This is a genomic window from Synechococcus sp. W60.1 (assembly GCF_047461575.1).
Lineage (GTDB): Bacteria > Cyanobacteriota > Cyanobacteriia > Thermostichales > Thermostichaceae > Thermostichus.
On record NZ_JANSHL010000009.1, the window covers coordinates 70,672 to 96,100 of the forward strand.

Consider the following 25,429-nt stretch of genomic DNA (forward strand, 5'->3'; position numbering starts at 1 on the left):
GTAGCCTTAGGACGACTGAGCCACCGGATAGCTCGAGTGCAGCAAGCGAGGTGTCTATGTTAAATGCCGCCGTCATCCTCACGATCTTCCTTGGCTTCTGGGGAGTCGTGGTTAAGCGCAACCTCATTATGAAGATCCTGTCTATGGATGTCATGAGCACCGGGGTCATCGCCTTCTTCGTGATCTGGGCAGCCCGGAGCGGTGTGTTCACCCCCATCTACAAACCCTGGCGCGAGCTGGACTATGCCGACCCGGTGCCTCAGGGGATCATCCTCACGGCCATCGTCATTGGCCTATCGGTACAAGCCTTGATGTTGGTGGGGGTGATGAAGCTGTCCCGCAATCATCCCACCCTCGAAGTCGAGAGCATCGAACAGGCAGTCGCGTCAGGGGCGCAGAGCACTTTTACCGATGACTGAGCTGACGCTGGTGTGGGTGGCATTGCCCTTTCTGCTGGCCTTCACAACCTACTTGATGCCGGCCCTGACCCGTCCCAGCTTGGTGGGGATGGCCGCGCTGACGGTGGCCTATGCGGTGCAGCAGGGGGGCTTGCCCGGCACAACCGCTGCGCCCTTGGAGCTGCAGCTTTTGGATCACTTCGGGGTGACGCTGCGGATCGATGCCAATGGAGCAGCGATGCTCTTGGCCCACGGCCTGGTCACGCTGGGGGTGGCGCTGTATTTGGATAGACGCTTTGCGGGCAGCCGCTTTCTGGCCATGCAGCTACTGATCGTGCACGGTAGCGCCAATGCTGTCGTCATCAGTGCCGACCTGATCAGCGTCTACGTTTCCCTGGAGGTGCTCAGCATCGGCGTGTTTTTGCTGCTGACCTATGGGCGGCGGGCTGAGGGCCAACCCACAGTGGAGAGCCGCGAACGCCAGCTCTGGGTGGGGCTGCGCTACCTCTTCATGAGCAATGTGGCCATGCTCTTCTACCTGATGGGCGCAATCCTGGTCTATGTGCGCACGGGATCCCTGGCGATGAGCAGTTTGGCTATGGCCGACCCCACGGCCTTGGCGCTGATTGCTGTGGGTCTTTTGGCCAAGGGGGCGATCTTCGTTGCCGGCCTGTGGCTGCCCCTCACCTACGTTACCGCGGATCCCGTTGTTGCGGCGGTGCTCAGCGGTTTTACGACCAAAGCAGGAGCCATGGCTTTGGTGCGCTGCAGCGAGGCTTCGCCGGTCTTGGCCCAGGGGTTGCCCTACTTGAGCGCTGGTTCAGCCGTTTTCGGGATCCTACTGGCCCTGATGGCGAGCACGCCCCAGCACCTTCTCGCCTGGAGCTCGGTATCGCAGATGGGATTTGTGATTGCTGCCCCTCAATGGGCGGGTTTGTACGGTCTTGCCCATGGGTTGGCAAAGCCCTTGCTGTTTGTTGGAACAAGCGTGACCCATCCCTGGCGTTGGCCGATGCTGCTCTTGGGGACGGCTTCCCTGGCAGGGGTACCCGGCAGTTTGGGGTATGCGGCCAAGGCCCTCAGCTTATCTGCTCTGGATCCCTGGCACGAGTGGCTGCTGGTGGGGGTTACCGTCGGCACCACTTGTTTAGGCGTGCGAGTGCTGCGGGCACCTGCTTCTCCCATGAAGGGGGACGCCACCTCTGCAACTCCTTGGCAAGATAAAGTGGCACTGGTGCTTTGGGGTGGGGGCTTGCTCTGGGGCTGGCTGCCGGCGGCCTTTGGCGCTGACAATCTTCTCAAGGCGCTCCTCAGTTTGGGCGTTGGGATCCCCCTAGGCTGGTTTTGGGAGCGGATCCCTTTGAAGGGAGGGTCGGTGAACGAAGGGCTGGAAGCAGTGGTGGGCGGCTTGAGCATAGTGTTGGTGCTGGTTTGGGCTCTGTTAGCTGTAGGGAACTATGGGACGCTACCCTGAGTTGGGTCTATTGGAGATCGGCCTGCGCCTCTTGATTTGGTTTCTGCTGACGGGCAATCTGAGCTGGGACAATGTGGCCATCGGGGTGGCGGCAACGTTGCTGCTGCCGCGCCAGGCTTCCGCACCGGTGCAATGGCGGGATTGGGGGCGAGTGCTCCAGGAAATTCTTCTCGCCATCCCAAGAGCCTACTGGGAAGCCTTCGAGATGATCCTCAAGCCCCACACTGTTGAGGAAGTTGTATACAAACAAACCCTGCCCAACCGTTCAGCAGGGCTGGTGTTTCTGGATATCTTTTTAATTACCTTCACGCCCAAAACCATCGTGCTCAATTGCAATGCCCAAGGCACTTATGAAGTCCATGTGCTCAAGCCGCGGGAGGACGTGTGAACCTACTGCTGTTTCTCCTGATCCTAACGCTGTGCTTGCCCCTGTATGCCGCTTGGCTGAAGGAAGATATTTGGCAGACGATGCTCGCCTTTGCCAGCTTGGCCACAAAGACGGCCATCCTGATTTTGGTGGTGTCGGTGGTGCGGGATGATTGGATGATCGGGATTGTGGGAGTTTTGATTTTGTCGGTGGGCAATGCGGCCTTAATGCTCTTGGCTCATGTACTGAAACGGCTGGAAATGCTTTAGAAAGGCCCTGGGGGTAGGTATGGAAGTCTGGGTGGAAGGTCTGAGCTATCTGTTGTTTGGGATTGGTGTGCTGTTTTGGTTGTGGGGAACGGCGCCGCTCCTTGGGGATCGCTCGATTTTATTTAAGCTGCACGGCCTTTCGGTGTCGGACACCCTGGGCTCTATGAGCATCATGCTGGGGCTGCTGTTGCGGATCCCACGGGAATGGCCCCTGTTGGTGTTGGCACTGATCTCCCTGGCTATTTGGAATACCATTCTGGGCTATGTGCTGGCGTTTTGCTCGCAGCGCAAGTCCCTATAGGAGGGCAGGATGGAAGAGACCCTGTTGCTGGTGATGGCGTTACTCCTGCCCCTGACGGCAAGCTTGGTGGTGACTCAGACCAATCCCTACCACGCCTTGGTAATGCGAGGGATCCTGGGGACGATTGCCGCCCTGATCTATGCGCTGTTTGGGGCGGCGGATGTGGCCCTGACCGAGGCACTGGTGGGCACCATGCTTTCTATTACCCTCTACGCCATTGCGGTGCGCTCTTCGCTGAGCATGCGCCTGGGCGTTCTCGAAGGCAGCCCTGTGCTGGAGGCCAGTACCTCAGCAGCACGGCAGTTGTTACAGCAGATGCGCCAAGGGCTACAGCGGTACCACATGCGCTTGGAGTTGACCGCCTATGGGAGTTCAGAGGCGTTGGTGGCTGCTCTTCGCAGCCGGGAGGTACACACCATTGCCCTTGAGCCCGCCGGAGAAGCAGCAGAGTATCGCCTGGTTACACGCGTGCCCCGCCTGCAGGCCATTTTGGCGCAGCAAGCTCTGGCCACTGAGGTGATGGCAACATGAAGTGGGTGTATGGGATAGCGGTGTTGCTGGCAGCCCTACAGCTCATCGTGGGCGAGGTGGGATCCGTGTCCCCCAATCGCGCAGCGGGCGTAGCTTTAGTCGAGGCAGTGGAGATTCTGGCCAGCGAAAGCGGTGTGCCCAACACGGTGACGGGTCTCATTCTGCGCAACCGCCTCTACGATACGGTCTTTGAAGTGGTGGTGTTTTCCACGGCAATTTTGGGCGCCCAATATCTGCTGGCGGATGAGCAGCCGACAGCCAATGTAGCTCAATTTACCGATATTCCCTCGATTGTGTTGGCGCGAGTGGGAGCCACCATTTCGGCTTTGATCGCGGTGGAGCTTGCCATTCGAGGGCACCTGACGCCGGGCGGAGGCTTTGCTGCCGGGGTGGTGGGGGGGACAGCCATTGGCTTGGTGGCGATCACCGCCTCTTCCACCTGGATGGAGGCCATCTACAAACGGTGGCGGGCTGCGATGTGGGAGAAGCTGTCGGTGGTGGCGTTTATCGGGGTGGCTGTGATGGCTCTGGCCGGCTGGGAATTGCCTAGAGGGGAGTTGGGAGCTCTGTTTAGCGGCGGTTGGATCCCGATTCTCAATATTCTGGTGGCGATCAAAGTGGCGCTGGGATCCTGGGCGGCAGTTTTGATCTTTATTCGCTACCGCGGCTTGTTATGAGGGTCTAAATGGGTTAATGAGAGGTACCCCTGTCCCGGCAAAATCACGGACATTGCGAGTAACCAGGGTAAGTCCGTAAACCAAGGCTGTAGCAGCCAGTTGTTTGTCAATCGCATTTTGAGAGTGAGGTACGCACAGGCTTCCCCATACCTGGGCTTCGGTAATTGTGAAATCAAGAATGTGATCGGCATAGTCATCGACAACCGTTTGCAGCCACCTCTCCAGAAGGTTGGCTTGCAGATGATCGCCGCGATGGCGCATGAGTTCAACGCCTCGGCGGAGTTCGCCCAGCGTGATCACGCTGATGTAGATGCGGGCCTCTTGCTCAATGGCAGTTTGAAGAAATTCTTGAACCCCGGAGTTGGCTTGACTGTGTTTGCGCAGCTCACTGATGACGTTAGTGTCAAGCAAATACGTCATGGGCAGTGTTATCTTGCACCCGCTCAAAGTCTGAATCGTTGCCAACGTTAGGTATCGATCTGAGCACTTCGGCAAAGGACTGTTTCGCAGGCTGGAGTAAGACTTGCTCTAGGATTTTGCGGTGTTCGGCCTCTGCACTAACGCCGTGACGACTAGCCCTTTGTTTGAGAGCTTTGACAATGGCTTCGTCAACATTGCGAACAATTAACGTGGCCATAGAGCGTTTCCTCGATCGGCAGATCCCTGGGCGGCTTTGCTGCGACGATAGCATTGATATCATCTAAAGTTCAAGTTTTCCCGTCTATTGATACTGATGAAGAAGCTGCCCTTTTGCGGGTTGCCCCAGAGAACTCCTGCCTGCCAGGGATCCAAGCTCTGCCTGCTGTGCATAGCCTTTGAAAGCGCGACACTCAAAAAAGAGGGATCCCGATGAGCAACTTGACCTGCAGGTGACCTCTACAATAGAAGGCTGACTCTGCCACCTGGTGGGATCCCTATGCCGCGCCGCACCGATATCCACAAAATCTTGCTCATTGGAGCGGGGCCGATCGTCATTGGCCAAGCCTGCGAATTCGACTACTCGGGCACCCAAGCCTGCAAAGCCCTGCGGGAAGAGGGCTATGAGGTCGTTTTGGTCAACTCTAACCCCGCCACCATCATGACGGATCCCAGTATGGCGGAGCGCACCTACATCGAGCCGGTGACGGTGGACTTTGTGGCCAAAATCATCGAGCGGGAGCGCCCTGATGCTTTGCTGCCCACCATGGGCGGCCAGACGGCCCTCAACGTGGCGGTGCAACTGGCCCAGCAAGGGATCCTGGAGCAGTACGGGGTGGAGTTGATTGGGGCCAAGCGGGAGGCCATTGAAAAAGCCGAAGACCGGGATCTCTTCAAGCAAGCCATGCAGCGGATTGGCTTGGCCGTGCCCCGCTCTGGCCTGGCCCACACCCTGGAAGAAGCCAAGCAGATTGCCCAGGAGATCGGCTATCCCCTCATCATCCGCCCGGCCTATACCCTGGGGGGCACCGGTGGTGGGGTGGCTTACAACCAGGAGGAGTTTGAAGAGATCTGCGCTGCCGGCTTGGAGGCCAGCCCCGTTTCCCAAATCTTGGTGGAAGAATCGGTCATCGGCTGGAAAGAGTTTGAGCTGGAGGTGATGCGGGATCTGGCGGATAACGTGGTGATCATCTGCTCCATAGAAAACATCGACCCGATGGGGGTGCACACCGGCGACTCCATCACCGTGGCCCCAGCCCAAACCCTCACCGACAAAGAATACCAGCGGCTGCGGGACTACGCCATCGCCATCATGCGGGAAATTGGGGTGGAAACGGGGGGATCCAACGTGCAATTTGCCGTCAACCCTGCCAACGGTGAGGTGCGGGTGATCGAGATGAACCCGCGGGTCTCCCGCTCTTCTGCTTTGGCCAGCAAGGCCACCGGCTTTCCCATCGCCAAAATTGCCGCCAAATTGGCAGTGGGCTACACGCTGCCGGAGATCCCCAACGACATCACCCGCAAAACCCCGGCCAGCTTCGAGCCCACCATCGACTATGTGGTCACTAAGATCCCCCGCTTTGCCTTTGAAAAGTTTCCCGGCGCAGAGCCGGTTCTCACCACCCAGATGAAATCGGTGGGGGAGGCGATGGCCATTGGCCGCACTTTTCAAGAATCCATCCAGAAGGCCCTGCGCTCTTTGGAAATCGACCGTCCCGGTTTTGGCAGCGATAGGCCGGAGGTTTTCCCCAAGCCGGAGGAAGTGCGGGCCAACCTGCGCACCCCCAACCCCTTCCGCCTGCTCACCATCCGCACCGCTCTGCTCATGGGCTTTTCTGCCCAGGAGATTGCCCAACTCACCCACATCGATCCCTGGTTTATCGACAAGCTACAGGAGTTGGTGGAGGTGGAGCAAGCCCTCAAGGGGCGGGAGCTGGGATCCCTGAGCGCTGACGACTTGAGACACCTCAAGCAAATGGGCTTCAGCGACCGACAAATTGCCCACCTCACTGGATCCACGGAACATCAGGTGCGGGCCTGCCGCAAAAGCCTGGGGGTGATCCCCACCTACAAAACTGTAGATACCTGCGCCGCCGAATTTGAGGCTGCTACCCCCTACCAGTACTCTACCTACGAGAGCGAGTCGGAGATTTTCCCAGCCCGCAAAGAGAAGGTGATGATCTTGGGAGGTGGCCCCAACCGCATCGGCCAGGGGATCGAATTCGACTACTGCTGTTGTCATGCTGCCTTTGCCCTCAGCCGCCTGGGTTACGAAGCGATCATGGTCAACTCCAACCCGGAAACCGTTTCCACCGACTACGACACCGCTGATCGCCTCTATTTTGAGCCGCTCACCCATGAAGAGGTGATGAACTTGGTGGATGCTGAGCAGCCGGTCGGCCTGATCGTGCAATTTGGCGGCCAAACTCCCCTCAAGCTGGCGCAGGGGCTGGCAGCAGCCCAGGCTCCCATCTGGGGAACTTCCCCCGACTCCATCGACATTGCCGAGGATCGGGGGCGCTTCGAGCGCATCTTGCGGGAGTTGGATATTCGCCAACCGGCCAACGGCATTGCCCGCAGCGTGGAAGAAAGCTTGGAAATTGCCCGCCGCATCGGCTATCCGGTGGTGGTGCGGCCCAGCTACGTCTTGGGGGGACGAGCCATGGAGATCGTCTATTCCGACCAAGACCTGCAGCGCTACATGCAACTGGCGGTGGCGGTGGATCCGGATCGTCCGGTGCTGGTGGATCAGTTCCTGGAAGAGGCGGTGGAGGTGGATGTGGATGCCATTGCCGACCGCACCGGCGCTGTTACCATCGGCGGCATTCTGGAGCACATCGAGCAGGCCGGGATCCACTCGGGCGATTCGGCCTGTGTATTGCCCAGCCGCACCCTCAGCCCCGAGGTGCTGCGGGTGATCCGCGAGTGGACGGTGAAGTTGGCCCAAGCTCTGAAGGTGGTGGGCCTGATCAACGTGCAATACGCCGTCCAAAAAGGCCAGGTCTATATCCTGGAGGCCAATCCGCGCGCCTCCCGCACCGTCCCCTTTGTCAGCAAGGCCATCGGCCATCCGCTGGCAGACTACGCCGCTCAAGTGATGAGCGGCAAAACCCTAGCCGAGCTGGGCTTTACCCAGGAGGTGATCCCCTCCCACATTGCCGTCAAAGAAGCGGTTTTGCCCTTCCACAAGTTTCCCGGCACCGACACGCTGCTGGGGCCGGAGATGCGCTCCACCGGTGAGGTGATGGGCATTGACACGGACTTTGGCCGCGCTTACGCCAAAGCCCAACTGGCGGCGGGGCAGAATCTGCCTCTCCAGGGGACGGTGTTCATTAGCGTCAGCGACCGGGATAAACAGGCGGTCATCCCGGTAGCCCGCGAGTTTGTGGGGCTGGGCTTTCGCCTGTTGGCCACCGAAGGAACCCAAAAAGTTTTAGCCGAGCACGGGATCCCGGTGGATAAAGTCCTCAAGCTGCACGAGGGGCGGCCCCACGTCATCGACGCCATCAAAAATCACCAGATTCAGCTCATTATCAACACCCCTTCCGGTGTCGAGGCGCAGCAAGATGGCCAAAAGATCCGCCGCACTGCCCTGGCCTACAAGATCCCTCTGGTGACAACCCTGGCAGGAGCCAAAGCCACTGCGGCTGCCATCCGTGCTTTGCAGTCGGGATCCCTGCAGGTGAAGTGCTTGCAGGATTTTTTCTCTGTCTAGGATTCTGGAGGAAAAAAAGCAGGTCCCGGACGGCACCTCTTTCCTAAACCTATCCTTAAGAAACGTCTGCTCAAGCTTGGCTGCCATCAACTGCCAGTGACCGACCTTCGCCGGGAAGCTCTCAAAGACCTCCAAATTGCAACATATCGGTGCTGATTTGTATCGACAAATCCATTTTTTTCACATTCCCGTTGCGGAAGTTAGGGATCCCTGTCGGCATCCCTAAAACTGTCTAGCCTGAAAGGAGAGGATGCTTTTAGCGGTCGGCGAAGAAGACTTTTACCCCGTTCCCGGAAGCCGACGAAGAATGCTCTTGTCTTTACCAGGAGTTGGCCTATGAGTACTGTAGTTCGCCGCTCCTCGGCTGCACGGCAGCTCTGGAGTTGGAATGGCTTTTGTCAATGGATAACCAGCACCGAAAACCGGCTGTACATCGGCTGGTTTGGCGTGTTGATGATCCCGACCTTGTTGGCGGCTGCCTTTTGTTTTGTAATCGCTTTTGTTGCTGCTCCGCCGGTGGATGTGGATGGGATCCGCGAGCCGGTGATCGGCTCTTTGATAGGGGGGAACAATCTCATCTCGGCGGCGGTGGTGCCCACGTCGGCGGCCATCGGCTTGCACTTTTATCCCATTTGGGAAGCCGCTTCTTTGGATGAATGGCTCTACAACGGCGGCCCCTACCAACTGATCGTGCTCCATTTCCTGATCGGGGTGTGGTGCTATCTGGGCCGGCAATGGGAGCTGAGCTATCGCTTGGGCATGCGTCCCTGGATTGCGGTGGCGTTTTCCGCTCCGGCGGCGGCGGCTACGGCAGTGCTCTTGGTCTACCCCATCGGCCAGGGCAGTTTCTCGGAAGGCTTGCCCCTGGGGATCGCCGGCACCTTCTACTTCATGCTGGCTTTCCAGGCGGAGCACAATATCCTCATGCACCCTGCTAGCTGGCTGGGGGTGGCCGGCGTCTTTGGCGGCGCTCTGCTGGCCTCCCTGCACGGCTCCCTGGTGATCTCCAGCCTAATCCGCGAGACCTCGGAAGAAGAGTCACAAAATGCCGGCTACCGCTTCGGGCAGGAGGAAGTCACCTACAACTTCCTGGCCGGGCACTACGCGTTCTTGGGGCGGCTGGGGTTCCCCGGCCTGGGCCTGAGAAACAGCCGTTCTGTCCACTTCTGGATGGCGGCCCTGCCCACAGTGGGGATTTGGGCGGCGGCAATAGGTATCGGCATAATGGCCTTTAACTTGAACGGCTTGAACTTCAACCAGTCCATCCTGGACAGCCAGGGCCGCTTCATCCCCACCTACGCCGATCTCCTCAACCGCGCCAATCTGGGGATCCAGGTGATGCACGCCCCCAACGCCCATCATTTTCCCTTGCTGCTGGCGGCTCAACCCTAAGGCAGGCTAGGGGCAGTCCAGCCGGAAAGCGCGGTGAATAGCTTGCAAGGCCGGGATCCCTCGATCCCGGCGCACTACACAGCTCACCTTGATCTCCGAGGTGGCGATCATCTCGATGTTGATTCCGGCTTCGGCTAGGGCTGCAAACAGGCGAGCAGCCACGCCAGGGTAGGTTTCCATCTCGGCGCCGACAATGCTGACCTTGGCAATGTCGTGATCCGCGTCAACTCCTGCCGCCTGGAGCTCTTCGGCCACCTGCCGGCAGACTGCCTCAGCAGCCATCGCTTGATCCTGAGGCACGGTAAAGGCAATGTCGGTACTGGGGATCCCGTTGTGGTAGCCCCGCTGGCTTTGGATGATGGTGTCCACGATGATCCCGGCAGCCGCCAAGCGCCCGAACAAATGGGCGGCAGTTCCCGGACGATCCGGCACTTTGCGAAGGCCCAGCCGCGATTGCTTCAAATCCAAGGCAACACCGCGTACCGGGTGGCTGTCTTGAGGGGCAGGCGGCATCTTTGCCCGATGCAAGTGGGGGATCACCTGGAACGACTCTCCCAGAGCCAAGGCGGCATCACCGGCCCGCTCCGCAGCCACCACACAGCTCACCTTGATCTCGGACATGGAGATCATCTGCAAATTGATCCCGGCCTCGGCCAGCACCTGGAACATTTGCGCCGCGATCCCAGGTCGGCCCATCATCCCCACCCCGGCAATGCTGACTTTGGCCACCGCCTCATCCACAATCACCGCTGCACACTGCAGCTCTTGGCCAATCCGCCGGGCAACGGCTGCAGCCTCGGCCACCTGCGACCGACTGACCGTAAAGGCAATGTCATTGGTGGGCTGGGGCACGGATCCCTGCGGTAAGGAGTCCGTCCCGCTGGCGCAAGAGGCTGTGAACTGGAGCGACTGCAAAATCAAATCCACATTCACCCCTGCCGCCGCGATCCCCTGAAAGAGCTGGGCGGCAATGCCAGGGCGATCCGGCACCCCCACCAACACCAACTTGGCCTGATCCCGATCCAGCTCCACCGTATCCACCGCCAGGCCCAGCTCGATACTGCTGTCGGCAGCACGAGGACGGGGGGGAGGAGAAAGAATGAGAGTGCCCTCGCATCCCGCCTGCAACGGCTCCAAGCTGGAGCGCACCCGCAGCTTCACACCGTAGTTGCGGGCAATCTCCACCGAGCGGGGATGCAGCACCTGCGCCCCCAGGCTGGCCAGCTCCAGCATTTCATCGCTGGTGATCTCCGGCAACAGCCTAGCCTCAGGCACCTTACGCGGATCCGCGGTGAAGATCCCCGGCACATCGGTGTAGATCTCGCACAGCTCTGCCCCCAAGGCCACGGCCAAGGCCACCGCCGTGGTGTCGGATCCCCCCCGACCCAGGGTGGTGATCTCCAGCTCCGAGGGGCTGGTGATGCCCTGAAACCCGGCCACCACCACCACCTCTCCCCGCTCCAGGTGCTGCCACAGGCGGTCGGTGTGGATGTGCAAAATGCGGGCTCGGCTGTGATCCCGAGTGGTGACAATGCCCACCTGGGCTGCCGTCATGGAAAGGGCAGGACACCCCAGGCGTTGCAGCGCCAAGGCCACCAGGGCAATGCTCACCTGCTCACCGGTGGAAAGGAGCATATCCCATTCCCGCAACTGAGCCGGCGTGGTCGGGGATCCCTGCAATATCTGTTCCCCCAGATCCACAAGGCGATCGGTTTCATCCCCCATCGCCGAGACCACCACCACCACCCGATGCCCTGCCTTCACCGTGTGGGCCACCCGTTGGGCCACGGCTTGGATACGCTCGACAGAGCCGACAGAGGTACCGCCGTACTTTTGAACGATTAAGCTGCGTTCCATGAGAGAAGAACGAGGTCAGGGGCGGTTTGGATCCTACCCCGGATCTAGGCCAAGCCCAGCCCATTTTGCAAAAACGGCGGCACCGGCAGCAGGATCAGCACCAGCAGCGTGAGCATCCCCAGCCCCAGCAGATCTCGGGCCTCGTCCAGTTCCGTCACATCGTTGAGGGCCGGCTCGTCGGCACTGGAAATCACAAACAGCAGCAGCGCCCAGAGCAACAGCCAAGGCTGCACCGTCAAAGCCAGCAGCAACACCAACCAGCGGGCTACCCGGCCAACATTCGCTCCCATCTGCTGTCCATACACTGCGTGGACAATGTGCCCTCCATCCAGTTGGCCCACCGGCATCAGGTTAAACGCGATCACCACCAGCCCCAGCCAGCCGGCAAAGGCCAGCGGGTGCAGATCGATCACCTGCCCCGGCTGCAACTGATCCCCCAGCACCATGCGGGCCAGAATTGCCAGCAGCACCGATAGGCGCGGGTCAATGCGATGAAAACTAATCGGGGTCGGCTGCCCCTCGGGCACCGCGGGAGGATCTGCAGGCGCCGAAAACACCAGCCCCAGCAACAACATGCCCAAAGCAACAAGGCTCCCTGCCAGCGGCCCGGCGACGGCGATATCAAACAACACCTTGCGGTTGGGCACCGGCTCTTTCAACTGGATAAACGCCCCAAAGGTTCCCAGAACAAAAGGCACCGGAATGAAATAGGGCAGCGAGGTTTGGATGTGGTGGCGGCGGGCCACCCAGTAGCGAGTCCACTCATGGGATCCCAAAATGGCAAGGATCCCTAGAGCATAAGGCAACCCTTGCATCAGAGAGGGCAAATGCAGTAGCCGGTCAGGGCTGACCCCAGCCGCTTGGGCCCCAGCACTGAGGGTGGTCCAGAAGGTGAACAGCAATAACCCCAGAGCCAGCAGCGGGAACTCTCGACTGTCCGCCAGGGAGCGCCGCGCCGCCGGGTTGGGCACCAAGGCAAAAAAGGGCTTACCGGCAAACCCCTCCTGCAGCACCACCAAAAAGCGTTTGCCGAAAGTGGTTTCCACGTTTTGCTGCACCCGCTCATAGGCTTCACTGGGATCCGCCCGCAAGTTGCCCCGGCAGATGATCGCCTGGGGGCGGTACTCCACATTTTGCAAATAAAAGACGTTCCAGGGGAAGCAATGGCTCAGCTTCTCTCGCGGCACTTCGGAGATGGGGGTGTGGGCAAGAGCCAGCGAGACCGGATCTGCGGCGCCGTCTTCCTCCTCTTCCTCTGGCTCAGGTTCCCCAGCCGGCGAGGGATCCGCTTCTGGGGATGCGTTTTCCACTTCGGGCCGAGGGTCTACGGTTGGGGGTCGAATGCCCCCTCGTCTCACCAAGGTCATGCTGGTAAAGTAGGAGGTGAGAAACAGCAGCAGCATCAGCAAGGGAGGCAATTCGTACTGAAACACCTGACGCCCCAGCACCCAGACCAAAGGGGGCAGCATCATCACCAGCCACAGGATCCGCCACGGCACCTTTGAGAGACGGGCCACACTTTTTTGCAGCAGCAGGTAGGTTGCAGAACCCACCAGCGCCAACAGGATCCAATCTGCCATGAGTTCAAAAAACGGAGGAGAACACCTCTACCAAGCTAGCGGCAAATCCAATCCCCTCGCTACAGCTTGCAGCCGGGATCCCTCAAGAGCCCAATTGTTGCGTGGCCTGCTCAGAGGTGTCCACCGTATCTGCTGGATCCCCAATTTCCGGGCGAGCTTTTCGCTTTTCTTGCGGGCGGCGGGGCGAAAAAAGGAATCTCCTTGAGGCGTGCCTCTGCTTCCGGCGTCCACTGTACGGCTAACCCAGCAGCCATTCTGGCAAAAAGGTATTCCCTGTCATGCCTCGCAGGGTGAAATAAACAAACAGCAGCAACAGCAGGGATCCCAGCGTCACCATGGCCGCCGCTGTTGGACTTTTGCGATACAGGCTAACAAAAGGCTGGAGGCCGGCCCAGATCCCCCCCAGCAAAACGGTAATAAAGTAGGTGGGGTAACGGGAGACATTCTCCACAAATTGGTCTTCCAGTCTGCGGGGGGGCTGCGGCTGTGGCATGAGCAGCTCGGGCTCTAACTCCTTTCTCCTCAGTGTGCCACAGGTTGCTGTCAACCACCCGGAGCTTGGCCATCTTCAGGGAATTGGCAGCAACTCAAAAAACGAACTTCCGTTGGCGCTCTTTTTGCAGCCGGGCAACTTCAGCTCCAATGGATAAAACAACGGCTGTGGCACCAACTGACCGGCGCCGGCCTCTGCCGCTTGGCTCATAGCCTCTGCAAGGGGGAAAATCTGCCATATTTGAGTATCAGAAAGAACATCTCCTTGACCAAAGAGGGGTTGGAGCGAAGGGGAGACTGCGCAGATTCAGGAAACCGAGAACCTGATATGGTAGGCGTTATCCTGCCTGATCTGCTCTTTTGCTCAGTGCAGCCTCCCCTCTTCATAGACTGATGCGAGAATTGCCCTCTGATCCTTCCAATCGTGCCGGCGTACCCTTTGGGGATCAGACCCTGGCTCTGATGCGCGTCCAGGAGGCCCTGGATCAATTGGAGGCAGCCATTCTCAGTAGCCCTCGCCTGTTTTGGTCTCGCACCCTTATTGAAGAGGAAAAGATTCTGGAGCAGTTAGACTTTATCCGCCTGAACCTGCCGACAGCCCTGGAGGAAGCGGAGGAACTGCTGCGCCAGCGGGATCGGATCTTGGCAGAGGCCAATCGCTACGCCCAAGAAATTGTGGCCGCGGCCCAACGTAGGGCTGAGCAGCTCCTCAACGAATCGGCGATTCTGCGACAGGCCCAAGCTCAGGCGGAGCAGTTATTGCAACAAGCCTATCAACATAGTGAGGAGGTGCGGCGACAGACACTGCAGGAATCGGAGCGCCTGCAGCGGGAGGCCCACCGTTACGTGGATCAGGTGTTGCAAGACTTGGAGTTGCGGTTGGTGGAGTCCTTGCGGGTGATCCGCAACGGGCGGCAAAATCTGCAGACCTAACAGAGAAGAGTCAGACTGGGGCTTGAGCGCTGCCTTCAACCTGTGCCAGGAGCATTTTTATCCCGCGTTGTGCAAGTCTTTTGGAGCGGTGGGTTAGGGATCTCCTGAGCAGGCGAGGGACGGCTCCCCTCGCTAGACTTGAGCAGAAGACGTTCCCCAGCGGCCCTTGACATCCTCTCTGCCCATCATCCTTGGCGTATCAGGCGCTTCAGGGATGCTCTATGCTGTGCGCGCTCTGCATGTTCTGCTCAGCCTGGACTACCGCGTCGAAGTGGTGGCCTCCAAAGCGGCCTATCAGGTGTGGCAGGGAGAACAAGGGGTGCTGCTGCCGACAGACCCCCGCAAGCAGGCCCACTTTTGGCGACAGCAAGCCGAGAGCAGCGGTGGATCCCTAGTTTGTCATCGCTGGCAGGATGTGGGGGCAACCATTGCCAGTGGCTCCTATCGCACGCAGGGGATGTTGGTGATCCCGTGCAGCATGGGTACAGTTGCCAAGTTGGCTGCCGGCTTGAGCTCGGATCTGCTGGAGCGGGCTGCTGATGTGCAGCTCAAGGAGGGACGACGCTTGGTGGTGGTGCCGCGGGAAACCCCCTTTAGCCTGATCCACCTGCGCAACTTGACCACTCTGGCAGAAGCGGGGGCGCGCATTGTTCCGGCCATTCCAGCTTGGTACCACCAGCCGCGTACCATCCTAGATTTGGTGGATTTTGTGGTGGTGAAGGCGTTGGATCAGTTCGGTATTGATGGCGATCTCATTCGTCGCTGGCAGGGGATGCGCCAGCATCAGATCCTCAAGCTGCCCCCTGATCTCTGAGCGGGATCCCTTTTCCCGGTGGGAAGCTTGGATCTGGCTTGGGAGTACTTCAGTCTGGGGAGTGTCCCATGTTGATGCCCCTCACTCCCAGCCCCTCTCCCAAGGAGGAGGGAAGTTGGTCGTTGGTAACTTGCTGAACTAGCTGACTAGGGGATCCCGCCGAAGGTGGGTGGGCAAGTCAGGGCAGGTCTCCAGACTGGCCGCCCATTCGCCGATGAGGGTGTTGACCCAGTGGGGCAACTCGTCGTGGGCACAGTGGCCTACTCCCGGCAGCTTCACCAAGGCGAGGGCAGGTTGCCAGCGCTTAAATTGGTCTGCCAAAAAACTGGGCACTGCCGGATCTTCTCGGCCCCAAAGTAGCAAGATAGGCATTTTTAGAGTGGGCAGCAGGCGTTTGGGGCTGTCGAAGCGGCGGCAGAGAATGGCCCTCAGACTATCCAAAAACACGTGGGCTGCCCCTGGCTCAAAGGCCGGCCTCTGGAAGATCTGCACCAGCTCCTCATCCACCTGCTCATCCCGCTTGTAGACATTCTTGATCCAAGCTCGTAGCACCTCGGTTTGTCGCAGCCAGTTGAAGAGGTGGGGATAAGTGAGGGGGCACCCCAGCAACGACAGAATCCCTTCGCAGAGGGCTCGCACCAGAGCATCCCAGGGAGAGGGCAATTCTTCCGGATGGGGCCCATCGGCGCAGCTAATCAAGCACAGGCCCTTCACCATCTGGGGATAGCGGGCGGCGGCAATGACTCCCACCAAGCCCCCGATGGAATGGCCTACCAGGATGCTGGGCTGCTGGATGTGAGTTTGCCAAAACTCGTGTACCTGCTCCACCCACAGATCAACGCTGTAGGCAATCTCCGGCTTGGCACTCTTGCCAAATCCCAGCAAGTCGAGGGCATAGACGGAGCGCTGGGATCCCAGAGGGAGAATGTTGTGGCGCCAATGACCCACTGACGCTCCAAATCCATGGATTAAAAGGGCCGGAGCTGCCGTCAAGTTGACGACACCGGCAAGGGTTTGGGCGCGACTGGGGGTGTAGGTGAAATGGATGGGCCAGCCCCGCCAATGCCAGGTTTGGGAGTAGCCGTAGCGAGGCAAAGCCGACAAGGGATCCCTGTCGCTACCCGTTGGGGAAGGGGAGGGCGCATCAACAGAGGAGAAACCGGGATTGCCGACGGAATTGGCGCTGACCCGAGCAGAAGGGGAAGGATGGGAGTTGAGTCTGTGCAAGGGAGGAGTGGGTGACAACAATAGGCTCATCTCCAATTTAGGCTAGACCAATCTTAGTGGTTTTCTCGGCTCGCCCAAAGCTACTTTGCTACCGGTTCTTCTTTAGGACATGCCAGCATGACTGTGCCCCTGACTCCAGACCCAATGAATGAAGCCTTCCAGGTAGACCCAATCACTGCTGCCAGCTTCCGCCAGATCGATCAAGAGATTGGCCCCCACCCCTGGCAAGGGATCCCTTATGAGGTGGTGCGCCGTGCCATTCATGCCACTGCCGACTTTGAGCTGCGGGATCGCTTTTTCTTCGGCCCCAACGCCGTTGAACACGCCCTGGCAGCCCTACGGCAAAAGCAGCCTGTCATTGTCGATGTCAGGATGGTGGCAGCCGGGATCCAGTCAGGTCTGAAAGCCCAAGGGATCCCCCTCTACTGTGCTTTGGACTGGGTGGAGGAGCCCCGTTGGCCCGGTCAAACCCGCGCCGCCAATGGGATGGTGAACTTGGCACGCCGCTATCCAGAAGCCCTGTTTGTCGTTGGCAATGCCCCCACCGCGTTGCTGGCTTTGGTGGAGGAGATTCGGGCACAGCGGGTCAAGCCGGCTTTGGTGATCGGAGTGCCGGTGGGATTTGTAGCGGTGGAAGAGGCCAAGCAGGCGTTGGCGCAAACGGATGTTCCCCAGATTCGGGTGGAGGGTCGCAAAGGCGGATCCCCAGTTGCTGCTGCCATTGTCAATGCCCTTCTCTTGGCAGCTCAACGGGATCCCATCCCCAACTGACTAGAATTGAAGGGATATCTTCAGACCTTTCCCATGACCCCAGAACAAGAGGAGTGGCTGATTCGCAACCTTCAGCAACAACAAGAACAAATCCAAGAGATGCGGGCCGAGCAGCAGCGGTCGGCTGAGCGCTTTGAGGCTCAGATGGTTGAGATGCGGCAGGGCTTTGCAGCCCAAATCTCCGAGATCCGGGCTGAACAGCAACGATCTGCCGAGCGCTTTGAGGCTCAGATGGCCGAAATGCGGGCCGAGCGGCAGGCTATGGAAGCCCAACTCCAGACCGAAATCCAGGAGATCAGGGCGTTGATCCAACAGAACCAGGAGCGGATTCGACAGAACGAAGAGCGGGGAGACGAGCTGGAGGTGGCCATACAGGAGTGCCGCCGAGATATGCAGGCTGGGTTTGCCGAACTGAGGGAAGCGCAAGCCATGATGATGGAGCAATTTCGGGAGCGCGATGGCCGCCTGATCGAGGCTCAACTCAGCTTTATTCGGGAGATGCGGGAAATGCAACGGGAAGTGGCGGAGCTGCGACTGGATTTTCTCAATCACATGCGCCAATACCACCCACCTGTCGAACGTTAAATGGCTACGGCAGCACCTGGGCGGTCACCTCAGCTTGCGGTCGTAGGGGTAGCGGGGGATGGCTCTGTGGCTTCCTGGGGGATCCCCCCCCTTTCCCAAGCCAGGGTTTTGGCAGGAGCCCCTCATCTGCTCCGGCACTTTACCGATCATCCGGCCCGCAAGATCCCGCTCACCGGGCCGGTGGAAAGTTGGATCCCGCTTTTGCAGCAGGAGATGGCTCAGGGATCCCTAGTTTTGTTGGCCAGCGGGGATCCGCTTTTTTTCGGGATCGGGCGGCTGTTGACGGAGTATTTCCCAGCGGAGCGGTTGGCCTTCTATCCGCAGGTGAGCTCGGTGCAGCTGGCCCTGAACCGCCTGCAGATCCCCTGGCAGGAGGCGACCATCCTCAGCCTGCACGGGCGGGGAGTGGAGCGGTTGGAAGCCGTTCTCAAGCAGGGATCCCCTGTGATCGTGGTGCTCACCGATCCGGAGCATACACCGACCGTCTTGGCCCAGTTCATTGCCGACCTGCGGCTGCCGGTGCGTTACCAAGCCTGGGTCTGTAGTCAACTGGGATCCCCTCAAGAGCAGATCGTGCCCCTCCAGGAAGGTCAGAATTCATCCTTCTCCAACCCCAACGTGGTGGTGCTGCGACGGGTAGAACCGGAGCCAGATCCCCATCGCTGGCCTTTGGTAGGGATCCCGGACGACCAGTTCTACACCTTTCCCGACCAGCCCGGCTTGATCACCAAGCAGCCCATCCGCCTGCTCACCTTAGGATCCCTGCAGCTCCCCCAAGAGGGCGTGGTGTGGGATATCGGTGCCGGCACCGGCTCGGTGGCCATCGAAATAGCCCGCCTCTCTTCTCGGCTCCAGGTCTATGCTGTCGAGCGCAACGCCATGGGCATCTGTCTGATTCGGCGCAACCGGCAACGCTTTGGCCCAGAGAACCTGCAGGTGATCCCGGGGGCAGCCCCCCAAGTGTTGGCCAACTTGCCCGACCCAGATCGGGTGGTGCTGGGCGGCGGCGGCAAAGGGATCCGCGACCTGCTGCCGGTGGTGGAAGCCCGCCTGCGGCCTGGAGGGATCTTGGTGGCCAACTTCGCTACCCTAGAAACCTGCAGCGAGGCCCTGCAATGGCTGCGTTCGCGCGGCTGGCAAGTCCGAGTGGATCACGTTCAGATCTCTCGCTCTGCCGTCCTGGCCGAGGGTACCCGCTTTGCCCCCCTGAACCCGGTTTACCTGCTGCAGGGGATCCCTTCAAATTGGAAAGCCCAGTAAGCCCCCCGTTGCTCTGCTTTCCCTTCTCCCTGTGGGGGAGGGAAAGTTATCCCTCGTCCTCCTCATCGGCGGTGAACCCCGGTCGGTACAGGTAGGCGGAGGAGGGACGGTTGGTCTTCTTGATTTGGTCTTTGATGGATTCCAGGTCGATGTAGCGATCCGCCAAGTTGATCAGTTGATCGCTGGTCATGGAACGCAGGCTAACCACCTCCACTCGCGCCCCTTGGTAGCTGACGGCATTGACCGCGTAGGCCAAGTCCCCATCACCGCTCACCAGCACAGCCGTCTCATACCAGCGCACCAGCGACAGCATATCCACGGCAATTTCCACATCCAGGTTGGCTCTCTTGGATCCATCGGGCAACTGGGTTAGCTCTTTGGTAACCACGCGGTAGCCATTGCGGCGCATCCAGAGCAAAAACCCCTGCTGCTTTTCGTTGTTGCGATCGACGCCGGTGTAGAAAAAAGAGCGCAAAAGGGGCGACCGACCACTCAGCGTCTTCAGCAGGCGGGTGTAGTCGATCTCAATGCCCAGTTGCAGAGCGGCATAGAACAGATTGGATCCGTCGATGAATATGGCCACACGCCCACGGTTGTCCTGCAAGGGATCCGCAGGCTGAAAGCCGGGATCAGGATCAAGACGCAGCATTCGGGTTTTCTTCTCCAAGTTTTGACAAAAGGGCAGAAAAAAGAGGTGTTAAATGGGTTTAATCGCCAATACAGCTCTTTCCGGCAGCACTGACTACAGCTAATGCAGACGCCTCTCTTGTGCGATAGGGATCTTACTGCTTCCCAGAGTGATCTGCAGAATTCCCATGAAGTCGGAAAAAGCCGTAAAAGGCTGCCCCAAGCCTTGGGACACATGATTCACCCTAGCGCAGGAGAGACGATCCCCGGAGAAGATTTCCAAAATCCTAAAGAAAAAATACCTACGATAAGGAGAGGCTTTGCGGATGGAGTGCAGGGATGGGCCGGTGCCTTACCGCTTTTCGAGCCCCTTGCACAGAGGGGTGCTGCGCAGCCGCTACAAGCGGTTTTTGGCCGATGTGGAGCTGGAAAACGGGCAACAGATCATCGCCCATTGCCCCAACACGGGGCCGATGAGTGGGGTCTGTCAGGTGGGGGCACCTGTGTACCTCTCCCATCACCCAGAGCCGAAACGGAAACTGGCCTACACCTGGGAGATGATCCAGGTGGATGGAGTATGGGTGGGGATCAACACCAGCTTGCCCAATCGCCTGGTGGACTGGGGGCTGGAGCGAGGGTGGTTTCCCCAGTTGGCAGGATTTTCCCGCCGGCAACGGGAGGTGACCTGCGGCAAGAGCAAAATCGACTTTCTGCTGACAGGAGACGCTGGCTCGGCCTATCTGGAGGTGAAGAACACCACCTGGGCTGTGGGATCCTGCGCGCTGTTTCCCGATACGGTGACCACTCGCGGCCAAAAACACCTGGAAGATTTGATCGCGGTGCGCCAACAGGGTCAGCGTGCCCTGCTGATGTACTGGATCAATCGCGCCGATTGCACCGAGTTTGCCCCCGGCGAAGAACGGGATCCCCGCTATGCCCGTCTGTTTCGTGAGGCCCTGCAGGTCGGGGTAGAGATGTTGCCCTATCGGGTCGAGGTTTCGCCGGCAGGGATCCGCCCCTTGGGTTTGGCCAAAATCGTTGTCTAGGCACCCCAAAAGAAGGGTCAGGCTCTCTGGAAACGGCTGGGGATCGCCTATAATTCTGTTTTCTCCAGATTCTTCCATTTCCCAGGCATTTGAGGACCATGAGCGAACCTTCCTCCCGTCCTCATCACATTGTTCTCACCTCCCATCCCTCCCCTTATGGGACGCAAGCCCAGCCGATTCGCTGGGGATCCTTGGATCCACTGCAGCGGGGGCCGGTGGTGGGTAGCCTGACCAATCTTGCCCATCGCAATGTCATCGGCACTCATTCGGGAGCCTACGCTGTCTATCGGGCATTGGCTGTGGCCAGTGGCTCTTTGCAGGCGGATCACCGCGCCGATTTAACCAATACTGCCCCGGTGGTGTCGATTGGCCCTCACCCAAGCTGGGGAGATCCAGACCGGATTGTGTCTTTGGATCCCTGGGGAGCGGTTGTGGGAGAAGTCTTTGCCCCCCTCTATGCCCAGGGCTACGATATTCGCCCTACTATTGCCATTACTCAGGCCCACATCCACATGCCCGAACTGCAGGAGGCGGTCAACAAAGGGCGGTTGCGGGTGGATGGCCGGATCCTCAAAGACAATGGCAGCCTGGTGGTCACCAAAGCCGCAATCGAGCCGGTCTGGTACCTGCCGGGGATCGCCAAACGATTGCAGGTGAGCGAAAGCCTGCTGCGCCGCACCCTCTTCGAGCAGACGGGAGGCATGTTTCCAGAATTGGTGACTCGCCCAGACCTATCGGTGTTTTTGCCGCCCATCGGTGGCCAGACGGTGTACATCATCGGGCAAGTGGCCGCCATCACCGACCCGGCTTTGCCCCTGGCGGTGCGGGTTCACGACGAATGCAATGGTTCCGATGTGTTTGGCTCGGATATTTGCACCTGCCGCCCCTACCTGGTGCATGGCATTGAGGAATGCGTTAAGACGGCCCAGGCCGGTGGAGCCGGGGTGATCGTGTACCTGCGCAAAGAAGGCCGCGCCTTGGGGGAGGTGACCAAATTTTTGGTCTACAACGCCCGCAAGCGCCAGGAAGGAGGGGATCGGGCCGATGCCTACTTCACCCGTACCGAGTGTGTGGCAGGGGTGCAAGACATCCGGTTTCAGGAGTTGATGCCGGATGTGCTCCATTGGCTGGGCATAACCCGAATCGATCGCCTGATTTCCATGAGCGACCTCAAGTATCGAGCCATCACCAACTCCGGCATTGAGGTTCTGCAGCGGGTGCCCATCCCAGAAGAGCTGATCCCGGCGGATGCCCGTGTGGAGATCGAGGCCAAAAAAGCTGCCGGCTACTACACCGAGGGGGAGGTGCTGGATGCGGAGCGGCTGGCCCAAATCCGAGGAAGGGCCTTGGTGGAGTGAGCGGGATCCCTCATGCAAGTGGCTACCTGGAATGTCAACTCCATTCGCACCCGGCTGCCTCAGGTTTTGGCTTGGCTGGACAGCCAGGGATCCCTGGATGTGCTCTGCCTGCAGGAGACTAAGGTGGTGGATGAAGACTTTCCCCGGGCGGCCTTTCAGGAGCGGGGCTTTCATGTGGAGGTCTACGGGCAAAAGTCCTACAACGGTGTGGCTCTGATCAGCCGGGATCCCCCGGAAAAAGTAGAACGGGGGTTTGGTGCGCTGCTGCCTTCGGCGGCAGATTTGGACGAGCAAAAGCGGCTGATGAGCGCCATCTACCGCGGGATCCGTATCCTCAACCTTTATGTGCCCAACGGTGCTGAGGTGGGATCGGAAAAATATGCCTACAAATTGCGCTGGCTGGCCACGCTGAAGGATTACCTCGCCGTTGCCCTGAGCCAAGGGGATCCCATCCTGCTCTGCGGGGACTTTAACATTGCCCTGGAAGATCGGGATATTTATGATCCCCAAAAAGCGGGAGAAATCATGGCTTCCGAACCGGAGCGACAAGCCCTGCGGGAGATCCTGGCTTTAGGGTTTGAAGATGCGTTTCGCAGGTTCACCCCAGATCCCGGCCATTTTAGCTGGTGGGACTATCGCTCGGGGGGGTTTCAAAGGAATCGCGGCTGGCGCATTGATCATCATTATCTGTCTCGTGAGCTACAGGAGAAAGCCACCGCTTGCTGGATCGATGTTGAGCCACGGCGGGCCGAAAAACCCAGCGATCATGCCCCTGTCATTGTTGCCCTGGATATTTAAGCGCCTTGTTATAGTCATTTCAAGCTAGGTTGAGACACTCCCCAAACGCTCCCTGCCACTGCCTTCACCCCTTCTCTCAGAGGAAGAGGGGAGCCAGGCGGAAATGTTTCATTCCTGTTTAAATGACCATAACAGCTCATACCAACCAGCCATCCAATTAAAATGGAGCGGCCTCTTCGAGAATTTTCAGCAGGTGTTGCCGCTGTTCTGAGCTGAGGACCTGTCGCATTTCCAGAACTGCCTCAAAACGTTTGGCATTTACTTCTTGGCTTAGCTGTTGTACCCGCTGAAATTGAGCTGCCACTTCTGACTCAGGGGCATCGCCGACCAGCAACTCCCGCAATCGACCGCGGGCTGCCCTCAACTCCAAAATGCGCTCCAACAACTCTTCCTGTTTGCGGTGGCGGATCTGCTGCAATTGCCGCAACTGCTCGTCGGAGAGGTTCAGCTCCCGCAAATTGCGAGCAAAGGGGCGGCGCAAATCCATCATTCGCAGGGGGCGGGGTTGGCCCATCACCGGTTCACCCAGGGATCCCAGGTAGAGTGGCAAAATGGGGATCCAAATCCAAGCATTTCTCATGGTTCTCTGCAGGCTTTTTCTAAGAATCTGACCAAGAATCTGACCAAGGTCTCAGAAGTCTCAGCGGTGTAATGGTCAATGAAGGGGGATATTCGTGAGGCTGATGGATTTAGGATCCCGCTGGATCGCGTTCTATCCACCAAGTTTCGGTTTCTGTTCCCTCTGGGCTCAGCAAGCTTCCCCAAGTGCTCACCAAAAAACTTTCTAGGGCTTCGGTCTCCTGGGCCACCACCTGTACCTGCCAGCGCTGATAGCCAATCCAGCCCAGCAAAGCGCCCGCCAAAAGGGAGATGCCAACCCAACGCCAAGGGTGCTTGAGCCGGCCATGAAGTGGATGAGTCGCCACAACTTGAAGGATCTGCTCCTCCAGCCCAGAGGCCGCAGGGGGAGGGAGGGGGCGATATTGACGCAAAAAGTGGCGCAGCCGCTCGTCTGCTAGGGGGTTGGGGTGCTCACTCATGGGGTAATGCCCTCCTGAAGTAGGTGTTGACGGATGGTGGCACGGGCGTGAAACAGCCGGGACTTCACCGTTCCCACCGGGATCCCTAAAATCTCGGCGATTTCTTTCTGGGGCAGATCTTCTAGGTCGTGCAGAATCAGAACCATTCTGTGTTCAGGGCTAAGCTGAGCCATGCTTTGCTGTAGAGCCTGTTGGTAGTGCAAGTGCATCAGGTCGGGGCCAGGGTGAGCGATATCCGATCCGAGGGCCAGGTTTTGGGTTTGGGAGTGTTGCCGGGCGCAGCGCCGTCGCTGATCTGAGGCCACATTCCAGCAGATGCGATACAGCCAAGTGGAAAACTGGGCCGAGCCGCGAAACCGAGGCAACCCTTTCCAGGCACGAATAAACACTTCCTGTACCAGGTCATCCAAAAGATCGGCTCCACACAAGGGATAGAGGATATTCCGTACCGACTGCTGGTATTTGCGGTAGAGTTGGCGAAAGCTCTGGCTGTCGCCGTTGAGGCAGCGCTGGATCAGCTCCCAATCGGATGTATCCTTTGCCGCCTGCACGAGAGGACGCTCCCTTGTTCTCAACCTTGCTTTGTCTGACTCCCAATGCCCCCAAAAGGTTCAAAGGATCCCTGTCTACGATGGCCCTCCACTTCCCGCCAAGCAAGATATGGTCGTTTAGGCTAGAGTGAGACGCCTGGGCTATACGAGAAAAGCCTTATGGCCCCATGCATTATTGCTCCGCAGCGCTGACGCGACGACGCGACCAATGTTTTAGGTGTGGGTGCAGTGTCCTAGGTTGTGTTGATCTTTCATTTGAGCCAAAAGAGAGCACTGACGAGATAGAGAAAACTCAAGAAGTTCCTGGCCAATTTGTCAAAACGAGAAAATAGATGCCGGTACTGCTTTAACTTATGAAAAAAGCATTCGATTAAATGCCTCTCTTTATACAGATGCTTGTCATAATGCCGCTGCGTCTTTCTATTCCTTTTAGGCGGAATAACCGCTTGAGCTTCCCCTATCTTCTCAATCAACTTATCCGCATCATATCCTTTATCCCCAATTACTTTGGTATCCTTTCTCTGCCAGCCCTCTATCAATTCTTCCCCTTGAGTAATATCGCTCTTTTCTCCGCCAGTTATTCTCAATTCCAGCGGATTTCCCAACCCATCTACACTCACATGAATCTTGGTGCTGTATCCGCCTCGGCTTCTCCCCAAAGCTTGCTCCCCTTTTTTCCGGCAGCACAGGAGTGCGCTCGAACCATGGTTGAATCAATAATGAGATGCTCTAAATCAGGGTCGTCAATAAAATACTTGAACATCCGTTCCCACACTCCAAAACGACTCCACCGGTGGAATCTTTGATAGATGGTGTACCATTTGCCATATCCTTCTGGGAGGTAGCGCCAAGGAGCACCGGAACGGGCTATCCAAAGAACTGCTTCAATAAACTGTTTGCAGTTTGCTTCTTTCCCAATGTTAACTCTCTCTTCTGTCTGTAAAAAAGC

General features: G+C 58.6%; 29 protein-coding genes. 17 read left to right on the forward strand and 12 right to left on the reverse strand.

Features of this window, described 5'->3' with window-relative positions; genetic code table 11:
* Positions 1–56 precede the first annotated feature (56 nt).
* From NW805_RS09355 to NW805_RS09385, 7 genes are read left to right on the forward strand one after another with little or no spacing between them, the layout of a single operon-like run.
* A complete protein-coding gene (locus NW805_RS09355; protein ID WP_414341900.1) occupies positions 57–419 on the forward strand; it encodes a cation:proton antiporter subunit C in 363 nt (120 codons plus the stop codon).
* Positions 412–1,872, forward strand: a complete 1,461-nt coding sequence (locus NW805_RS09360; RefSeq protein ID WP_414422334.1) for a cation:proton antiporter — start codon at positions 412–414, stop codon at positions 1,870–1,872. Before NW805_RS09355 ends, NW805_RS09360 begins: the two co-directional genes overlap by 8 nt.
* Positions 1,856–2,260 (forward strand): Na+/H+ antiporter subunit E, encoded by a 405-nt coding sequence (locus tag NW805_RS09365; protein ID WP_041436089.1) that lies wholly within the window; start codon positions 1,856–1,858, stop codon positions 2,258–2,260. The genes NW805_RS09360 and NW805_RS09365 overlap by 17 nt, the downstream gene beginning before the upstream one ends.
* The gene (locus tag NW805_RS09370; protein WP_414422335.1) at positions 2,257–2,508 is read left to right on the forward strand and encodes a hypothetical protein; all 252 of its coding nucleotides are present in this window, start codon (positions 2,257–2,259) and stop codon (positions 2,506–2,508) included. The genes NW805_RS09365 and NW805_RS09370 overlap by 4 nt, the downstream gene beginning before the upstream one ends.
* 19 nt (positions 2,509–2,527) lie before the next feature.
* Positions 2,528–2,809 carry a monovalent cation/H(+) antiporter subunit G gene (locus NW805_RS09375; RefSeq protein ID WP_011431879.1) on the forward strand — a complete coding sequence of 94 codons (282 nt, stop codon included), beginning with the start codon at positions 2,528–2,530 and terminating at the stop codon, positions 2,807–2,809.
* A 9-nt stretch (positions 2,810–2,818) separates the two neighbouring features.
* Positions 2,819–3,340, forward strand: coding sequence for a DUF4040 domain-containing protein (locus tag NW805_RS09380; RefSeq protein ID WP_414329833.1), 522 nt, complete (start codon positions 2,819–2,821; stop codon positions 3,338–3,340).
* The gene (locus NW805_RS09385; protein WP_414422336.1) at positions 3,337–4,017 is read left to right on the forward strand and encodes a Na(+)/H(+) antiporter subunit B; all 681 of its coding nucleotides are present in this window, start codon (positions 3,337–3,339) and stop codon (positions 4,015–4,017) included. The genes NW805_RS09380 and NW805_RS09385 overlap by 4 nt, the downstream gene beginning before the upstream one ends.
* On the opposite strand, the gene NW805_RS09390 is transcribed toward NW805_RS09385, so the two are convergent.
* Positions 4,012–4,437 carry a type II toxin-antitoxin system VapC family toxin gene (locus tag NW805_RS09390; RefSeq protein ID WP_414348624.1) on the reverse strand — a complete coding sequence of 142 codons (426 nt, stop codon included), beginning with the start codon at positions 4,435–4,437 and terminating at the stop codon, positions 4,012–4,014. The genes NW805_RS09385 and NW805_RS09390 overlap by 6 nt on opposite strands.
* Complete coding sequence (locus tag NW805_RS09395; RefSeq protein ID WP_071818136.1) at positions 4,421–4,654, reverse strand: FitA-like ribbon-helix-helix domain-containing protein; 234 nt, start codon at positions 4,652–4,654, stop codon at positions 4,421–4,423. Before NW805_RS09395 ends, NW805_RS09390 begins: the two co-directional genes overlap by 17 nt.
* 279 nt (positions 4,655–4,933) lie before the next feature.
* On the opposite strand from NW805_RS09395, the gene carB reads away from it, so the two are divergent.
* Both carB and psbA read left to right on the forward strand, forming a co-directional pair.
* Entirely contained in the window at positions 4,934–8,149 is a 3,216-nt protein-coding gene (carB, locus tag NW805_RS09400) for a carbamoyl-phosphate synthase large subunit (RefSeq protein ID WP_414408243.1), read from the forward strand.
* Between the two features lie 336 nt (positions 8,150–8,485).
* A complete protein-coding gene (gene psbA, locus NW805_RS09405) occupies positions 8,486–9,541 on the forward strand; it encodes a photosystem II q(b) protein (protein ID WP_414357732.1) in 1,056 nt (351 codons plus the stop codon).
* 6 nt (positions 9,542–9,547) lie between these two features.
* Here the strand turns inward: psbA and NW805_RS09410 are convergent, their stop codons facing one another.
* From NW805_RS09410 to NW805_RS09425, 4 genes are all read right to left on the reverse strand, one after another.
* A complete protein-coding gene (locus tag NW805_RS09410) occupies positions 9,548–11,398 on the reverse strand; it encodes an aspartate kinase (RefSeq protein WP_414422337.1) in 1,851 nt (616 codons plus the stop codon).
* 44 nt (positions 11,399–11,442) lie between these two features.
* A complete protein-coding gene (locus NW805_RS09415; RefSeq protein ID WP_414422338.1) occupies positions 11,443–12,978 on the reverse strand; it encodes a site-2 protease family protein in 1,536 nt (511 codons plus the stop codon).
* A gap of 238 nt (positions 12,979–13,216) precedes the next feature.
* Positions 13,217–13,471 (reverse strand): DUF751 family protein, encoded by a 255-nt coding sequence (locus tag NW805_RS09420; protein ID WP_414356569.1) that lies wholly within the window; start codon positions 13,469–13,471, stop codon positions 13,217–13,219.
* 75 nt (positions 13,472–13,546) lie between these two features.
* A complete protein-coding gene (locus NW805_RS09425) occupies positions 13,547–13,681 on the reverse strand; it encodes a hypothetical protein (protein ID WP_414422339.1) in 135 nt (44 codons plus the stop codon).
* 191 nt (positions 13,682–13,872) lie between these two features.
* On the opposite strand from NW805_RS09425, the gene NW805_RS09430 reads away from it, so the two are divergent.
* Together NW805_RS09430 and NW805_RS09435 are read left to right on the forward strand one after the other, a co-directional pair.
* Positions 13,873–14,403, forward strand: a complete 531-nt coding sequence (locus NW805_RS09430) for a hypothetical protein (RefSeq protein WP_238376845.1) — start codon at positions 13,873–13,875, stop codon at positions 14,401–14,403.
* 166 nt (positions 14,404–14,569) lie between these two features.
* Positions 14,570–15,217: a flavin prenyltransferase UbiX gene (locus NW805_RS09435; protein ID WP_011431889.1), complete on the forward strand. Its 648-nt coding sequence runs from the start codon at positions 14,570–14,572 to the stop codon at positions 15,215–15,217.
* Between the two features lie 138 nt (positions 15,218–15,355).
* On the opposite strand, the gene NW805_RS09440 is transcribed toward NW805_RS09435, so the two are convergent.
* Complete coding sequence (locus tag NW805_RS09440) at positions 15,356–16,462, reverse strand: alpha/beta fold hydrolase (protein WP_414422340.1); 1,107 nt, start codon at positions 16,460–16,462, stop codon at positions 15,356–15,358.
* Between the two features lie 99 nt (positions 16,463–16,561).
* Between NW805_RS09440 and NW805_RS09445 the strand changes: the two genes are divergently transcribed.
* Genes NW805_RS09445 through cbiE form a run of 3 tightly spaced genes read left to right on the forward strand, consistent with a single transcriptional unit; the run spans position 16,562 to position 19,060 of the window.
* Positions 16,562–17,215, forward strand: coding sequence for a cobalt-precorrin-8X methylmutase (locus NW805_RS09445; RefSeq protein ID WP_414341560.1), 654 nt, complete (start codon positions 16,562–16,564; stop codon positions 17,213–17,215).
* Between the two features lie 33 nt (positions 17,216–17,248).
* Complete coding sequence (locus tag NW805_RS09450) at positions 17,249–17,800, forward strand: hypothetical protein (RefSeq protein WP_414422341.1); 552 nt, start codon at positions 17,249–17,251, stop codon at positions 17,798–17,800.
* Positions 17,801–19,060 carry a precorrin-6y C5,15-methyltransferase (decarboxylating) subunit CbiE gene (cbiE, locus tag NW805_RS09455; protein ID WP_414416313.1) on the forward strand — a complete coding sequence of 420 codons (1,260 nt, stop codon included), beginning with the start codon at positions 17,801–17,803 and terminating at the stop codon, positions 19,058–19,060.
* A 46-nt stretch (positions 19,061–19,106) separates the two neighbouring features.
* Here cbiE and NW805_RS09460 read toward each other — a convergent pair whose 3' ends face one another.
* Positions 19,107–19,709, reverse strand: coding sequence for an NYN domain-containing protein (locus NW805_RS09460; protein WP_414332504.1), 603 nt, complete (start codon positions 19,707–19,709; stop codon positions 19,107–19,109).
* A gap of 304 nt (positions 19,710–20,013) precedes the next feature.
* Here NW805_RS09460 and sfsA point away from each other — a divergent pair, with 304 nt between their 5' ends.
* From sfsA to xth, 3 genes are all read left to right on the forward strand, one after another.
* Positions 20,014–20,733: a DNA/RNA nuclease SfsA gene (gene sfsA / locus NW805_RS09465; protein WP_414422342.1), complete on the forward strand. Its 720-nt coding sequence runs from the start codon at positions 20,014–20,016 to the stop codon at positions 20,731–20,733.
* A 98-nt stretch (positions 20,734–20,831) separates the two neighbouring features.
* Positions 20,832–22,091 (forward strand): GTP cyclohydrolase II, encoded by a 1,260-nt coding sequence (locus NW805_RS09470; RefSeq protein WP_414422343.1) that lies wholly within the window; start codon positions 20,832–20,834, stop codon positions 22,089–22,091.
* Positions 22,092–22,103: 12 nt separating this feature from the next.
* Complete coding sequence (xth, locus tag NW805_RS09475) at positions 22,104–22,889, forward strand: exodeoxyribonuclease III (protein WP_414381004.1); 786 nt, start codon at positions 22,104–22,106, stop codon at positions 22,887–22,889.
* 157 nt (positions 22,890–23,046) lie between these two features.
* On the opposite strand, the gene NW805_RS09480 is transcribed toward xth, so the two are convergent.
* The 4 genes from NW805_RS09480 to NW805_RS09495 all read right to left on the reverse strand — a co-directional run.
* The gene (locus NW805_RS09480; protein WP_414343944.1) at positions 23,047–23,469 is read right to left on the reverse strand and encodes a Spy/CpxP family protein refolding chaperone; all 423 of its coding nucleotides are present in this window, start codon (positions 23,467–23,469) and stop codon (positions 23,047–23,049) included.
* A 109-nt stretch (positions 23,470–23,578) separates the two neighbouring features.
* Entirely contained in the window at positions 23,579–23,929 is a 351-nt protein-coding gene (locus NW805_RS09485) for a hypothetical protein (RefSeq protein WP_414422344.1), read from the reverse strand.
* Positions 23,926–24,480 carry a sigma-70 family RNA polymerase sigma factor gene (locus NW805_RS09490; RefSeq protein WP_414356544.1) on the reverse strand — a complete coding sequence of 185 codons (555 nt, stop codon included), beginning with the start codon at positions 24,478–24,480 and terminating at the stop codon, positions 23,926–23,928. Before NW805_RS09490 ends, NW805_RS09485 begins: the two co-directional genes overlap by 4 nt.
* Before the next feature lie 251 nt (positions 24,481–24,731).
* A protein-coding gene (locus NW805_RS09495; RefSeq protein WP_414422345.1) for an IS5-like element ISSoc13 family transposase occupies positions 24,732–25,429 on the reverse strand; the annotation gives its coding sequence in 2 pieces (ribosomal slippage) (positions 24,732–25,156 and positions 25,156–25,429; 699 coding nt annotated over the 2 pieces). This gene is flagged as partial in the annotation.

Coding starts and splice junctions, on each gene's coding strand:
- NW805_RS09485 (WP_414422344.1), bottom strand. CDS start 23,929: ATGAGTGAGCACCCCAACCCCCTAGCAGACGAGCGGCTGCGCCACTTT.
- NW805_RS09420 (WP_414356569.1), bottom strand. CDS start 13,471: ATGCCACAGCCGCAGCCCCCCCGCAGACTGGAAGACCAATTTGTGGAG.
- NW805_RS09450 (WP_414422341.1), top strand. CDS start 17,249: ATGACCCCAGAACAAGAGGAGTGGCTGATTCGCAACCTTCAGCAACAA.
- NW805_RS09380 (WP_414329833.1), top strand. CDS start 2,819: ATGGAAGAGACCCTGTTGCTGGTGATGGCGTTACTCCTGCCCCTGACG.
- NW805_RS09365 (WP_041436089.1), top strand. CDS start 1,856: ATGGGACGCTACCCTGAGTTGGGTCTATTGGAGATCGGCCTGCGCCTC.
- NW805_RS09390 (WP_414348624.1), bottom strand. CDS start 4,437: ATGACGTATTTGCTTGACACTAACGTCATCAGTGAGCTGCGCAAACAC.
- NW805_RS09415 (WP_414422338.1), bottom strand. CDS start 12,978: ATGGCAGATTGGATCCTGTTGGCGCTGGTGGGTTCTGCAACCTACCTG.
- NW805_RS09460 (WP_414332504.1), bottom strand. CDS start 19,709: ATGCTGCGTCTTGATCCTGATCCCGGCTTTCAGCCTGCGGATCCCTTG.
- sfsA (WP_414422342.1), top strand. CDS start 20,014: ATGGAGTGCAGGGATGGGCCGGTGCCTTACCGCTTTTCGAGCCCCTTG.
- NW805_RS09425 (WP_414422339.1), bottom strand. CDS start 13,681: ATGAGCCAAGCGGCAGAGGCCGGCGCCGGTCAGTTGGTGCCACAGCCG.
- NW805_RS09360 (WP_414422334.1), top strand. CDS start 412: ATGACTGAGCTGACGCTGGTGTGGGTGGCATTGCCCTTTCTGCTGGCC.
- NW805_RS09480 (WP_414343944.1), bottom strand. CDS start 23,469: ATGAGAAATGCTTGGATTTGGATCCCCATTTTGCCACTCTACCTGGGA.
- NW805_RS09375 (WP_011431879.1), top strand. CDS start 2,528: ATGGAAGTCTGGGTGGAAGGTCTGAGCTATCTGTTGTTTGGGATTGGT.
- NW805_RS09470 (WP_414422343.1), top strand. CDS start 20,832: ATGAGCGAACCTTCCTCCCGTCCTCATCACATTGTTCTCACCTCCCAT.
- NW805_RS09395 (WP_071818136.1), bottom strand. CDS start 4,654: ATGGCCACGTTAATTGTTCGCAATGTTGACGAAGCCATTGTCAAAGCT.
- NW805_RS09385 (WP_414422336.1), top strand. CDS start 3,337: ATGAAGTGGGTGTATGGGATAGCGGTGTTGCTGGCAGCCCTACAGCTC.
- cbiE (WP_414416313.1), top strand. CDS start 17,801: ATGGCTACGGCAGCACCTGGGCGGTCACCTCAGCTTGCGGTCGTAGGG.
- NW805_RS09355 (WP_414341900.1), top strand. CDS start 57: ATGTTAAATGCCGCCGTCATCCTCACGATCTTCCTTGGCTTCTGGGGA.
- NW805_RS09410 (WP_414422337.1), bottom strand. CDS start 11,398: ATGGAACGCAGCTTAATCGTTCAAAAGTACGGCGGTACCTCTGTCGGC.
- xth (WP_414381004.1), top strand. CDS start 22,104: ATGCAAGTGGCTACCTGGAATGTCAACTCCATTCGCACCCGGCTGCCT.
- NW805_RS09445 (WP_414341560.1), top strand. CDS start 16,562: ATGACTGTGCCCCTGACTCCAGACCCAATGAATGAAGCCTTCCAGGTA.
- psbA (WP_414357732.1), top strand. CDS start 8,486: ATGAGTACTGTAGTTCGCCGCTCCTCGGCTGCACGGCAGCTCTGGAGT.
- carB (WP_414408243.1), top strand. CDS start 4,934: ATGCCGCGCCGCACCGATATCCACAAAATCTTGCTCATTGGAGCGGGG.